This window comes from Pseudoxanthobacter sp. M-2, assembly GCF_046156265.1.
Taxonomy (GTDB): domain Bacteria; phylum Pseudomonadota; class Alphaproteobacteria; order Rhizobiales; family Segnochrobactraceae; genus CAMDHY01.
The window spans coordinates 94,079-106,821 of record NZ_JAWDIR010000004.1 but is presented as its reverse complement, the minus strand read 5'-3'; the positions used below and the strand labels follow the sequence as shown (position 1 = coordinate 106,821).

The 12,743-nt window shown below is 70.4% G+C and carries 13 protein-coding genes and 1 tRNA gene; 10 read left to right on the top strand and 4 right to left on the bottom strand.

The window, feature by feature from the left end:
• The first annotated feature begins 12 nt into the window (after window positions 1-12).
• From rnr to RUR49_RS03155, 6 genes are all read left to right on the top strand, one after another.
• Complete coding sequence (gene rnr, locus RUR49_RS03180) at window positions 13-2,292, top strand: ribonuclease R (RefSeq protein WP_409144836.1); 2,280 nt, start codon at window positions 13-15, stop codon at window positions 2,290-2,292.
• The gene (locus RUR49_RS03175; protein WP_409144835.1) at window positions 2,289-2,753 is read left to right on the top strand and encodes a DUF983 domain-containing protein; all 465 of its coding nucleotides are present in this window, start codon (window positions 2,289-2,291) and stop codon (window positions 2,751-2,753) included. Before rnr ends, RUR49_RS03175 begins: the two co-directional genes overlap by 4 nt.
• Complete coding sequence (locus RUR49_RS03170) at window positions 2,750-3,487, top strand: NUDIX domain-containing protein (RefSeq protein WP_409144834.1); 738 nt, start codon at window positions 2,750-2,752, stop codon at window positions 3,485-3,487. The genes RUR49_RS03175 and RUR49_RS03170 overlap by 4 nt, the downstream gene beginning before the upstream one ends.
• 111 nt (window positions 3,488-3,598) lie before the next feature.
• Window positions 3,599-5,614: an acetyl-CoA carboxylase biotin carboxylase subunit gene (locus RUR49_RS03165; protein ID WP_409144833.1), complete on the top strand. Its 2,016-nt coding sequence runs from the start codon at window positions 3,599-3,601 to the stop codon at window positions 5,612-5,614.
• Window positions 5,615-5,659: 45 nt separating this feature from the next.
• Window positions 5,660-6,295: a 2-hydroxychromene-2-carboxylate isomerase gene (locus RUR49_RS03160; RefSeq protein WP_409144832.1), complete on the top strand. Its 636-nt coding sequence runs from the start codon at window positions 5,660-5,662 to the stop codon at window positions 6,293-6,295.
• Window positions 6,296-6,311: 16 nt separating this feature from the next.
• Complete coding sequence (locus RUR49_RS03155) at window positions 6,312-6,590, top strand: acylphosphatase (RefSeq protein ID WP_409144831.1); 279 nt, start codon at window positions 6,312-6,314, stop codon at window positions 6,588-6,590.
• Between the two features lie 75 nt (window positions 6,591-6,665).
• Here RUR49_RS03155 and lipB read toward each other — a convergent pair whose 3' ends face one another.
• Complete coding sequence (gene lipB, locus RUR49_RS03150; RefSeq protein WP_409144830.1) at window positions 6,666-7,439, bottom strand: lipoyl(octanoyl) transferase LipB; 774 nt, start codon at window positions 7,437-7,439, stop codon at window positions 6,666-6,668.
• A 219-nt stretch (window positions 7,440-7,658) separates the two neighbouring features.
• On the opposite strand from lipB, the gene RUR49_RS03145 reads away from it, so the two are divergent.
• Window positions 7,659-7,743: transfer RNA gene (locus tag RUR49_RS03145), tRNA-Leu, on the top strand.
• 117 nt (window positions 7,744-7,860) lie between these two features.
• On the top strand, window positions 7,861-8,157 hold the full coding sequence (locus RUR49_RS03140) for a TM2 domain-containing protein (protein WP_409144829.1): 297 nt from the start codon (window positions 7,861-7,863) through the stop codon (window positions 8,155-8,157).
• 22 nt (window positions 8,158-8,179) lie between these two features.
• Here RUR49_RS03140 and RUR49_RS03135 read toward each other — a convergent pair whose 3' ends face one another.
• Window positions 8,180-9,226, bottom strand: coding sequence for an alginate O-acetyltransferase AlgX-related protein (locus RUR49_RS03135; RefSeq protein WP_409144828.1), 1,047 nt, complete (start codon window positions 9,224-9,226; stop codon window positions 8,180-8,182).
• A gap of 161 nt (window positions 9,227-9,387) precedes the next feature.
• Here RUR49_RS03135 and RUR49_RS03130 point away from each other — a divergent pair, with 161 nt between their 5' ends.
• A complete protein-coding gene (locus RUR49_RS03130; RefSeq protein ID WP_409144827.1) occupies window positions 9,388-10,356 on the top strand; it encodes a hypothetical protein in 969 nt (322 codons plus the stop codon).
• Window positions 10,357-10,438: 82 nt separating this feature from the next.
• The gene (mgtE, locus tag RUR49_RS03125) at window positions 10,439-11,845 is read left to right on the top strand and encodes a magnesium transporter (RefSeq protein WP_409144826.1); all 1,407 of its coding nucleotides are present in this window, start codon (window positions 10,439-10,441) and stop codon (window positions 11,843-11,845) included.
• A 4-nt stretch (window positions 11,846-11,849) separates the two neighbouring features.
• Here the strand turns inward: mgtE and RUR49_RS03120 are convergent, their stop codons facing one another.
• On the bottom strand, window positions 11,850-12,287 hold the full coding sequence (locus tag RUR49_RS03120) for an acyl-CoA thioesterase (protein WP_409144825.1): 438 nt from the start codon (window positions 12,285-12,287) through the stop codon (window positions 11,850-11,852).
• Entirely contained in the window at window positions 12,284-12,733 is a 450-nt protein-coding gene (locus RUR49_RS03115) for a DNA polymerase III subunit chi (RefSeq protein WP_409144824.1), read from the bottom strand. Before RUR49_RS03115 ends, RUR49_RS03120 begins: the two co-directional genes overlap by 4 nt.
• Window positions 12,734-12,743: the final 10 nt, after the last annotated feature.

Sequence of the window (12,743 nt, the reverse complement as noted above, 5' to 3'; positions counted from 1 at the left end):
CGCCCGGCTCCCTTGGCTCCATCCGACAGAGACGGCCGCAGGTCCGGCGAGTTCCCGAGCCGCGAGCAGATCCTCGCCTTCCTGGCGGAGCATCCGGGCGAGGCCGGCAAGCGCGAGATCGCCCGTGCCTTCGGCATCAAGGGCAGCGCGCGCATTCCGCTGAAGCGCATCCTGAAGGAGATCGAGGCTGAGGGCCTTGTCGTCCGGCGCGGAAAGCGGCTCGGCACGCCCGGCGCCCTGCCCCCGGTGGCGGTGCTGCTGGTCACCGGTCGCGATGCCGACGGAGAGCTCGTCGGCGAGCCCGTGAACTGGGAGCCGGAGGACGGCCCCGCCCCGCAGATCCCGATCATGCCGGAGCGCCACCGCTCGCCGGGGCCGACGCCCGGCGTCGGCGACAAGGTGCTGGCGCGCATCGCCGACGGTCCGCCCGGGACTGAGACGGGGCGCGTCGGCCGCGTCATCAAGGTGATCGCCCGCAAGCCGACCGCGGTGCTCGGCGTCGTCCGCCGTGTTGCCGGCGTGCCGGGCGGTCGCATCCTGCCGGTCGACAAGAAGCAGCGCACCGAGCTGATGGCCGACGACGAGGCGCTCGGCGACGCCGAGGACGGCGATCTCGTCGAGGTTTCGGTGCAGAAGGCCGGTCGATACGGCCTGCCGCAGGCCCGCGTCGCCGAACGCATCGGCTCGATCAAGTCCGAGCGGGCGGTATCGCTGATCGCCATCCACGCCCACGGCATCCCGCACCGCTTCCCCGAGGCCGTGCTGGAGGAAGCGGAGGCGGCGAAGCCCGCCCGCCTGACCGGGCGCGAGGACTGGCGCAAGCTGCCGCTCGTCACCATCGACCCGCCCGACGCCAAGGACCACGACGACGCCGTCCACGCCGAGCCGGACGCCGACCCGGACAATTCCGGCGGCTTCATCGCCACCGTCGCCATCGCCGACGTCGCCTACTACGTCAGGACCGGCTCGGCCCTCGACCGCGAGGGGCTCCTGCGCGGCAACTCGGTCTACTTCCCCGACCGCGTCGTGCCGATGCTGCCGGAGCGCATCTCCAACGACCTCTGCTCGCTGAAGGAGGGCGTCGACCGCCCAGCGCTCGCAGTGCGCATGGTGTTCGACGGCAGTGGCCGCCAGATCCGCCACACCTTCCATCGCGTGATGATGCGATCCGCCGCCAAGCTCTCCTACCAGCAGGCGCAGGCGGCGATCGACGGGCAGCTGGACGACCAGACGCTGCCGCTGCTGGAGCCGGTGCTGCGGCCGTTGTGGGAGGCGTACGCCTGCCTGAAGCGTGGCCGCGACGCCCGCGAGCCGCTCGACCTCGATTTGCCCGAGCGCAAGATCGTGCTGACCCCGGAGGGCCGGGTCGACCGCGTGATCGTGCCGGAGCGCCTCGATGCCCACAAGCTGATCGAGGAGTTCATGATCCAGGCGAACGTCGCCGCGGCGACCGAGCTCGAGAAGCACAAGACGCCGCTGCTCTACCGCATCCACGACAACCCGTCGGTGGAGAAGCTCGAGGGCCTGCGCGAGTTCCTGCAGACGCTCGACATCTCGCTGCCGCGAACCGGCAACATGCGGCCGTCGCAGTTCAACAAGATCCTCGCCCGCGTCGCCGGCACCGGCAACGCGCACCTCGTCAACGAGGTGGTGCTGCGCAGCCAGGCGCAGGCGGAGTACTCGCCGGCCAACATCGGCCACTTCGGCCTCAATCTGCGCCGCTACGCCCATTTCACCTCGCCGATCCGCCGCTATGCCGACCTCGTCGTCCACCGCGCGCTGATCCGGGCCCTCGGGCTCGGCAAGGACGGCATGCCGGAGGGCTTCGAGGCGCGGCTCGAGGCGATCGGCAGCGACATCTCGGCGACCGAGCGGCGCGCCATGGCGGCCGAGCGAGACACCGTCGACCGGCTGATCGCGCTCTGGCTCGCCGACCGCGTCGGCGCGCGCTTCACCGGGCGCATCTCCGGCGTCACCAAAGCGGGGCTGTTCATCGCGCTCGACGAGACCGGCGCCGACGGCTTCATCCCGGCGGCGACGCTCGGCCAAGACTACTTCCACTACGACGAGGCGGCGCGTGCCCTCATCGGCCGGGCGACCGGCGAGACGCACCGGCTCGGCGACGCGGTGGACGTGCGGCTCGTCGAAGCAGCCCCGTTTGCGGGGGCGCTACGGTTTGAACTGCTGAGCGAGGGTCGCTATCTGAAGGGAGCGGGCAAACGTCCGCCTTCGGCGCGCGGCGCTTCCCGCGGGAAGTCGCGTCCCGAGCGAGGACGAAAGACACGCAAATGACCACTCCGACTTCCCTCGATACCGCCACGACGTGGCCGGCCCCGTCGTCGAAGCCGCACCGCCCGCTGATGCCGGCGATGCTGCGCGGCGCGCGCGGGCGCTGCCCGGCGTGCGGCGAGCGTGCGCTGTTCGACGGCTACCTGACCGTCAAGCATTCGTGCTCGGCCTGCGGCGAGGAGTTTCACCACCACCGCGCCGACGATGCGCCGCCCTACTTCACCATCCTGATCGTCGGCCACATCATCGTCAGCCTGGTGCTGGCGGTCGAAGTCGCCTTCGTGCCGCCGATGTGGCTGCACGTGGCCCTCTGGGTGCCGCTGACGATCGCCTCGTCGCTGGTGCTGCTGCGCCCGATCAAGGGCGCCATCGTCGGGCTGCAGTGGGCCTTCTACATGCACGGCTTCGACCCCGACGCCGAGCCGGAAGACGCCGTCATGCTGCCGGTCGGTCACCCGCGTTGAACGACCTCGTCGACCGGCTGAACGCGACGGAACGGCGCCTGACGGCGCCGTATCGTCGTCCGGTCGACGCCGCGACCCTGCTGGTCCTGGACAAGACGGCCGGCGGCCCGATCCGCGTGATGATGGGCCGGCGCAGCATGCGCCACGTCTTCATGCCGGGCCACTACGTCTTCCCCGGCGGCCGGGTCGATCCGGGCGACTCGCGCGTCCGCCTCGGCGACGACTACGAACCCATGGTGCTCACGCGCCTGACGACCGCGATGCGGGCGCCGAAGTCCGCCGCCCGCGCCCGTGCTTTCGCGGTGGCCGCCATCCGCGAGGCCTATGAGGAGGTCGGGCTGTTCATCGCCCGTCCTGCCCCGCGCGGTCTCAAGGGCGAGGACTGGGCGGCGTTTTCCGCCCGCGGCCTCGTGCCGGTGCTCTCGCCGATCCGCTTCGTCGCCCGCGCAATCACGCCGCCCGGCCGGCCCCGCCGCTTCGACACCCGCTTCCTCGCCGTCTGGGCCGACGCCATCGCCGACCGCCTGCCCGAGGGCACCGGTCCCTCCGGCGAGCTCGAGGACGTGCAGTGGGTGGCGCTCGACGCCGTCTCGGAGCTCAACGTCGCCAGCATCCAGCAGGTGGTGATCGAGGAGCTTTCGCACCGACTGGCGGCGGACCCAGGCTTGCGTGAGGACCGGCCGGTGCCGTTCTATCGTTGGCTGGGCAAGGAATTCGTGCGCGAGGAAGTCTGAGCGAGCGTCGCCCGGCGGGGCCGACCAAGGTCGGCGCTTCACCGCGGGCTGCTCTCTGCTAAGGAAGGCCTGAAGCCGCCCGTCAGCGGCGCTGAGAACACGGGTGGGGGGATGTTTTCCAAGCTTCTGATCGCCAATCGCGGTGAGATCGCCTGCCGCGTCATCAAGACCTGCCGGAAGATGGGCATCGCCACGGTGGCGGTCTATTCCGACGCGGATCGCAATGCCCTGCACGTCGAGATGGCGGACGAGGCGGTGCACATCGGCCCGCCGCCGGCGACCGAATCCTACCTGCTGATCGACAAGATCGTCTCCGCCTGCAAGGCGACGGGCGCCGAGGCGGTGCATCCGGGCTACGGGTTCCTGTCGGAGCGCGCCGCCTTCCCGAAGGCGCTCGAGGCGGCCGGCATCGTCTTCGTCGGGCCGAACCCGCACGCCATCGAGGCGATGGGCGACAAGATCGAATCAAAGAAGGCGGCCGCCGCGGCGCGCGTCTCCACCGTTCCGGGCCACCTCGGCATCATCGAGGACATCGAGCGCGCGGTGGCGATCGCCGCGGAGATCGGCTTCCCGGTGATGATCAAGGCCTCCGCCGGCGGCGGCGGCAAGGGCATGCGCATCGCGTTCTCGCCCGACGAGGTGCGCGACGGCTTCGCCCGCGCCAAGGCGGAAGCCGCAGCCTCCTTCGGCGACGACCGGGTGTTCATCGAGAAGTTCATCACCAACCCGCGCCACATCGAGATCCAGGTGCTGGGCGACAAGCACGGCAACGTCGTCTACCTCGGCGAGCGCGAGTGCTCGATCCAGCGGCGCAACCAGAAGGTCGTCGAGGAGGCACCCTCGCCGCTGCTGGACGCGGCGACCCGCAAGGCGATGGGCGAGCAGGCGGTGGCGCTGGCGAAGGCCGTCGGCTACGATTCGGCCGGCACCGTCGAGTTCGTCGCCGGGCAGGATAAGTCGTTTTATTTCCTGGAGATGAACACGCGTCTTCAGGTGGAACATCCGGTCACCGAGCTCGTCACAGGCATCGATCTCGTCGAACAGATGATCCGTGTGGCGGCGGGGGAAAAGCTGCCATTCGCCCAGGACGACGTCCGCCTCGACGGCTGGGCGATCGAGACGCGGCTCTATGCCGAGGACCCGTTCCGCAACTTCTTGCCCTCGATCGGGCGGCTGACGCGCTACCGGCCGCCGCACGAGGACCTCGTCGACGGGGCGACGGTGCGGGTCGATACCGGCGTCGTCGAGGGCTCCGAGATCTCGATGTTCTACGACCCGATGGTGGCGAAGCTCGTGACGCACGCGCCGACCCGCCTCGAGGCGATCGACGCCATGACCGACGCGCTCGACGCCTTCATCGTCGACGGCATCTCCCACAACGTGCCCTTCCTCGCCGCGCTGATGGCGCATCCGCGCTGGCGCGAGGGCGCGCTGTCGACCGGCTTCATCGCCGAGGAGTACCCGGAGGGCTTCACCGGCGCGGCGATCGACGACACGACACAGGCGGTTCTCGCCTCGGCCGCCCTGACGATCGAGCTCGTCCGCCGCGAGCGCCTCGACCATCTCGGCGGGCGGCTGAAGCCGCACATGGGCGTCTTCCGCGAGAACTGGGTGGTGGAGCTCGCCGGCGAGCCGCTCGAGGTCGTGCTCACCGCCGGCTACCCGACCGTGCCGATCGAGCTCGACGTGCTGCTGCCGGGCGCCGAGCGGTCGGTGACGGTGACGTCCGAGTGGCGGCCGGGCGAGCCCTTGTGGACCGGCACCGTCGGCGGGCGGCAGGCGAGTGTGCAGGTGCGGCCGGCGCGCGGCGGGCTGTCGCTGTCGTGGCGCGGCGTCACCGTCTTCGCCCGCGTGATGACGCCGCGCACGGCGGCGCTTGCGGCGCTGATGCCGGAGAAGAAGGCCGCCGACACCTCGCGCTTCCTGCTCTGCCCGATGCCCGGCCTCGTCGTCGCGATCGAGGTGGCGGAGGGCCACGAGGTGAAGGCGGGCGACGTGCTCGCCATCGTCGAGGCGATGAAGATGCAGAACGTGCTGCGCGCCGAGCGCGACTGCACCGTCAAGGCGGTGAAGGCGAAGCCCGGCGACAGCCTCGCCGTCGACGCGGTGATCCTCGAGTTCGAATGATCGTGACGTTCGACTGACCCCGGAGTGCGAAGAAGGAGCGGGCGGATGAGCGACGCATCGCAGGCGGTGTCGGCGGGGGCCGCGGCGCCGGTCGAGTTCTGGTTCGACTTCTCCTCGCCCTACGCCTTCTTCGCCGCCCGCGAGATCGACGCGGTGGCCGCCCGCCACGGGCGCACGGTGACGTGGCGGCCGTTCCTGCTCGGCGTCGCCTTCCGCACGACGCGGATGGCACCACTCACCGAGCAGCCGATGCGCGGCGACTACGGCCGGCGCGACTGGGACCGGCTGGCGCGGCTGAAGGGCATCCCGTTCCGCTTTCCGACCGTGTTCCCGGTGAGCGGCGTCGCCGCGACGCGGATGTTCTACGCGATCGAGCGCGCCCATCCGGCCGCCGCCCGCGGCTTTGCGCTCGCGGCCTTCGATGCGGTGTTCTTGCATGACCGCGACGTCAGCGCGCCCGCGGTCGCTGCTGAAGCCGGGGCGGCCGTGGGCCTTGATCCCGAGGCGCTCGTCGCGGCCGCCGCCGATCCCGAGGTGAAGGAACTCACGCGCACCCGCGTCGACGAGGCGATGGCGCGCGGCATCTTCGGGGCGCCGTTCTTCATCGCTGACGGCGAGCCGTTCTGGGGCTGGGACCGGCTGCCGATGCTGGACGAGTGGCTCGCCCGCGGCGGCTGGTGAGAACAGGGCCAAGGCGATGGCCGAGTTGCACCTCCACCTCCTGATCCACGGCCGCGTGCAGGGCGTCGGCTACCGCGCGTTCCTGCAGGCCGAGGCACAGCGGCGCGGTCTCTCCGGCTGGACGCGCAACCTCAGCTCCGGCGAGGTCGAGGCGGTCGTCGCCGGACCGGCGGAGGCGGTCGAGGCGCTGATCGGGGCGTGCCGGAAGGGACCGCTCGGCAGCCGCGTCGATGGGATCGTCCGCAGCGATGCCGCAGCACCGCGGCCGACGGGGCCGTTCAAGGTCCTGCGATAGGCGGGGTGAGGCGAAGCCCCGGCGCCGACGCAGAGGTGACCTGAGCGCCCCAGCGGCGAACGGCGCCGCCTCGGGTCAGGCGCCGAGGCGGTCCTCGCTGGCCCCCACCGTCGGCCCGAACACTGTCTCGAACTCCGCCCGCAGCATCGAATCGACCTCCGGCATCGACACCGTCCGGCCGAGATCGACGAGGCTCGTCACGCCGTGGCGGCGGACGCCGCAGGGGACGATGCCGCTGAAGTGCTCGAGGTCGGGATCGACGTTGAGCGCGATGCCGTGGAAGCTCACCCACTTGCGCAGGCGGATGCCGATGGCGGCGATCTTGTCCTCGGCGTCGAGACCGCGATCGGGTCGCTGCACCCAGACGCCGACGCGGTCGGTCCGGGTCTCGCCGCGCACGTTGAAGCGACCGAGGGTGCCGATCAGCCAGGCCTCGAGCGCCGAGACGAGGCCGCGCACGTCGCGCTGGCGACGGGTCAGGTCGAGCATCACGTAGGCCACCCGCTGGCCGGGGCCGTGATAGGTGAACTGCCCTCCCCGGCCGGTCCGGAACACCGGGAACCGCTCGGGCGTCAGCAGGTCCTCGTCGCGGGCGCTGGTGCCGGCGGTGTAGAGCGGCGGGTGCTCGACCAGCCAGACCCGCTCGGCGGCGCGACCTTCGGCGATCGCCGCGGCCCGCGATTCCATCTCGGCGAGCGCCGCCTCGTAAGGAACAAGCCCGTCGGCGATCACCCACTCCACCGGCGCGGCGCCGCCATCGGTGCGCAGGAAGCGCACTGGCTGAATGGTCGCGGCGGGCGGCAGCACGGCCGCAGGGGCGTCGGTGGTGGACATGTCGATGCTGGACATGGGGTTAGTGACCACGCCCTGAAACGCCCCGCAAGGGGCCGGGCCTCGGCCCCGCTGCGGACCCGAGGTTCGGCGGCGACGGATCAGCGGATCGCGGCGCGCGGCAGCGGCTGGAACAGCTGCCGGCAGATAGTCGTGCAGGATCGTCCGCCGGCGCGCCATAAGCCTTGAATGCCCCGAAGCGATTTGTTACACGCTGCCGGCCGGCGATACCCGGATGCGGTGGTGGCGGAATTGGTAGACGCGCAGCGTTGAGGTCGCTGTGGGGCAACCCGTGGAAGTTCGAGTCTTCTTCACCGCACCAAAAGCAAAAGCCCGCTTCGGCGGGCTTTTTCTTTGCGCCCGTGCGCGTGTGGCGGGCGCTCCGGTTTCGACCTAGCTTCGGACGGCGGGGCCTATCGGCCGGCAGGGGGATGGAACGATGGGACTCAACGTGCAGGACCGCACTCTGATCGAGATGCGGGTCAGCAACGACGGCCCGAGCCAGGTCGTCGCCTACCTGATGTGGTTCTTCCTCGGGCTCTTGTCGGCGCATCGCTTCTATCTGCGTCGCCCGGGATCGGCGATCCTGCAGATCCTGACCTTCTTCATCGTCATCGGCTTCTTCTGGCTGCTGATCGACGCCTTCCTCATTCCCGGAATGGTGCGAGAGCGTCAGGACGAGATCCGTCGCCGCCTGACGATGGAAGCTCTGGCGAACCAAGGCGGAAACGCCTGACGGCTGGTCCCGAGCGGCCTCGTCAGTCGCCGGCGAGCGCCTTCTTCAGGGCCGAGCGGACGATGCGGACGGGCTTGCCGTCGTCGACGTCGGGCCGCTCGTAGGGCGGAAACTCCCAGACGATCACCTTCGGCGGCGCGTCCCGGAAGGTGTCCGAGCGCAGATAGGCCGCCATCGAACCCTCGAAGCCGCCCCCCTCCTCCGAGGCATTGAGGACGCGCGTCGACAGCGCCTGCTGGAGGAAGCCGGAGAAGTTCGGGTCGTCGTCGCCGCGGTGGCTGAAGCTGGTGCCGACGAGGACCACCTGCGGCGCCCGCTCGTCGAACAGGCCCGCCTCCGCGTCCGCCTCGGTGGTGCGGTAGAACGTCTCCTGCTCTGGCGGGACCTTGACGTCGCAGAGCTTCTCCAACGCCTCGCCGAGCTTCTCGTCGGCATCGCCGACGTCCCGGGGCTCCGTCGTGAAGGCGGCGCGGTCGAGCGTGGCTGCGAGCGGGAGCCCGGTGATCGTCTCAGCCGCCGCCTCGGCGGCGATGCGGGCTCCGTCCGACGACCAGTGAATGTCGCGGCGCAGGTAGAACGGCTCGCCGGCGCCGAGGTGTGCGCGGGCGCGGCCCAGCACGTCAGCGACGAGGACGCCGTCGGACCGCAGGTCGTCGAGCATCGCCGCGTAGCCCGCCTCGGCGGCGACGACGTCGTAGTCCAGCGCCTCGGCCTCGGCTTCGATCAGACGCGAGCGGTCGGCGACGGGGCGCGGCGGCGGCACGACGAGGACGACCTCTGTGCCTCGCTCGCGCAAGGCGGCGATCACCTTGAGAAGTTCCTTCTTCGGCCCGCTCTTCAGGGGGCCGTAGTCGCGCATGTCGATGCGGCTGCGGAACAGGAAGCCGTCAGAACCGGGGACGAGCAGCGCCAGGCTCTTGCTGCGATAAGCCGAGAGATCGCGCGCCTTCGCGCACACGAGCTCCGTCATGTCGGGCTGCGGCTCGGCGGCCGATAACGCGGGGGTGGCGACGAGGCACGCCAGGCCGAGCGTCGCGAGGCCGGGACAGAGGCGGCGCGGTCCAGTCATCAGAGCTCCCCGAGGCGGCTGCGAGCCGACGGCCCTGCCTAGACGCGGCCGGCGTCGAAAGCATGGCCGCGCCGTCGGTGACGCCAGCGGTTTTCAGGTGCTTCGGGCCGGGGCATCATCCGCGTGGCGACAGCCCGACCGGGGAAGGAAAAACCGTGCGCGTGACGGCGACAGGCGAACAGAAGACCGCGATCCTGGGCATCCTGAAGGGGATCGCGACCACCCACGGTGCGGGCAAGGCGACCGACGTCGATCGGACCACCATCGCCGCGGCGGCGACGATCATGCTGGACGCGCCGCAGCCCGCCTACGACACCCTGCGGCCCCCCACATCCGCGGACGCCACCGCCGTCCTGCCCCCCGGGTCAGAGGTCGCGAACGAGGCGGTGCGTCTCGCCACGGTGATGGCGCTGGTCGACGGCGTGCTCGATCCACAGAAGCTCGAGGCGGTGGTGGGCCTCGCCGCTGCCCTCGACATCCACGAGGACTATGTCGCCGATCTCGCCGATGCCGCGCACGGTCATCTGCAGGAGGCAATGGCGCACATGGTGCGCGAGAACATGGAGAGCGTGACCGGCAAGCCCTGGACGGGCGACACCACGAACGACGTGGGTGCCTGGGCGCTGCCCTATCGCGGCGATGATGCCGATCCGGCGCTCGCGGCGCGGTTCCTGGCGCTCGAGCACCTGCCGGAGACGACGTTCGGCCATCACTTCTTCACCCACTTCCGGGAGAACGGCTACGACTTCCCGGGTGAGCCGAACGGGCTCAACGCCGAATTCAGCGTGCCCCACGATTCGGCCCACGTGCTGGCGGGCTACGACACGAGGCCGGCCGGCGAGATCCTGACCTCGACCTTCACGGCCTCGATGCATCCGCGCAACGCCATGGCCGCGCACGTGCTGCCGGTGATCTTCAGCTGGCATCTCAACATCAAGTTCAATGATGTTGCGAAATCAGCGATCGGCGGCCTGCATCCGGCGCCGTTCTTCGACGCCTGGCAGCGGGGGTCGGCGATCAACGTCGACCTGTTCGCCCCGGACTGGGACTTCTGGGCGGCGGCGCCGGTCGATCTCGAAGCGTTGCGCCGCCGCTACGCGATCCCGCCCATCGGCGCGCCCTTGACCTGAAGCGCCGAGGCGAACGCGGGGGCGGTATCGCCAACGGCCATTAGCCTCTATGCAGGCGCACCGGCGCCCGCGGAAGCCTCCCATGTCCGAACACGACGCCCCCCTTCTTGAGCCCGAGACGGACCTGCCGGTGCGAGACGCCGACGGCGGGCTCGATCCGCGATTCGTCGCCGCCGTCGAGGATGCGATCGAGGCCTCCGACGTCGAGCGGCTGCGCGAGCTTGCCGGCGACCTGCATGAGGCCGACCTCGGCGAGCTCCTCGGCGTGCTGTCGCCTGACGAGCAGCCGCAGCTCGTCCGCCTGCTCGGCGACGATTTCGACTTCACCGCCCTCACAGAGATCGACGAGACGGTGCGCGTGCGCCTGCTCGAGGCGCTGTCGCCACGGGTTGTCGCCGACGGTGTGCGCGATCTCGATTCGGACGATGCCGTCTATCTGCTCGAAGACCTCGACGAGGACGACAAGCAGGCCATTCTCGAGCAGATGTCGGTGCCGGAGCGGCTCCGGCTCGTCCGCGCCCTCGACTATCCGGAGGAATCCGCCGGACGGCGGATGCAGACCGACTTCGTCGCGGTGCCGCCGTTCTGGACGGTCGGCCAGACGATCGACTTCCTGCGCGTCGACGACGACCTGCCGGAGACCTTCTACGAGATCTTCGTCGTCGAGCCGACCTTCCGCCTCATCGGCACGGTGCCGCTCGACCGGCTCCTGAAGGCGAAGCGGCCGACGAAGATCTCCGAGGTGATGCACGAGGAGCAGCAGATCGTCCGCGCCACCGACGACCAGGAGGACGTGGCGCGGCTGTTCAAGCGCTACAACCTCGTGTCGGTGGCGGTGGTCGACGAGGCACAGCGTCTGGTCGGCATGCTCACCGTCGACGACATTGTCGACGTCATCGAGGAGGAGGCGGAGGAAGACATCCGCGCCATGGCCGGCGTCGGCGACGAGGAGCTGTCCGATACCGTTGCCTACACCGCCCGCAGCCGCCTGCCCTGGCTCGTCATCAACACCGCGACGGCGTTCCTGGCGGCCTCCGTCATCGGCATCTTCGACGGCACCATCGAGCAGATGGTGGCGCTCGCCGTGCTGATGCCGATCGTCGCCTCGATGGGCGGAAATGCCGGCACGCAGGCGATGACGGTCACCGTGCGCGCGCTCGCCACCCGCGAGATCAGCCGCCGCAACGCCGGCCGCATCATCCGCCGCGAGCTCCTCGTCGGCCTCCTCAACGGCGTGGTCCTGGCGGCCCTCGTCGGCGGCGTCGCCGGCGCGTGGTTCCTCAACTGGGAGCTCGGCTGCGTCATCGCCGCCGCCCTCATCGGCAACCTGGTCGTCGCCGGCCTGTTCGGCGTGCTGATTCCCCTCACACTGAACGCCCGCAAGATCGACCCGGCCGTCGCCTCCGGCGTGTTTCTCACGACGGTGACCGACGTCGTCGGCTTCTCGCTCTTCCTCGGGATCGCGGCGTGGTGGTTCGGCCTCTGGTGAGGGCTCAGGCGTGGATGGCCTCGAGCGCGGCGCGCAGCGCATCCGGCAGCGGCACCGGTCGACGCGAGGCGCGATCGACGTAGACGTGCACGAAGTGGCCGTCGGCGGCCGCCGCGTCTTCGCCGCCCTGCCGGAAGACGCCGACCTCGTAGCGCACCGAGGAGGTGCCGATACGGGCGACACGGATGCCGACCTCGAGGATGTCCGGGAAGGCGAGCGGCGCGTGGTAGCGGCACTGCGTCTCAACCACGAGGCCGATGACGGCGCCCTTCTCGATGTCGAGGGCGCCGGCTTCGATGAGGTAGCGGTTCACTGCCGTGTCGAAGAACGAATAGTAGACGACGTTGTTGACGTGGCCGTAGACGTCGTTGTCCTCCCAACGCGTCTGGATGGTAGCGAAGCGCCGGAATCCGGTGCGATCCGGGCGGCTCGGACGGCTCACGCCGCCTTCTCCCACCGGCCGGAGGACGACTGCTTCCAGTAGGTGACGGCGTGGCCGGCGTCCTTCGCCTGCTTCCAGCGCAGCCGCGCCTCCGCCCGCGCCTCCTCGTCCTCGCCATCGAAGAGATAGACGACGCGATCGAAGGGCGTGAAGTCGCCGGGCTCGGCGCGGTCGACCAGGAACCGCACCGTGGCGGCGTTCGGCGTGTCTTGCCCGTCCGTCAGGAACACCGGCTGCAGGTCGCCCGGACCGTCTCGAGCCGTGCCATGCGGCAGGAAGGCGTCGTCGGCATAGGTCCACAGGTGCGAATCGAGCGCGTCGCGGCGCTCGACCGAGCCCGCCTGCACGACCGTGCGCCAGCCCCGCTCGAGACACTTCTCGAGCAGGGCCGGCAGCACGCGCTCCAGTGGCTGCCGGTCGAGATGGTAGAACAGCACCTCGGTCACGGCGGTCTCC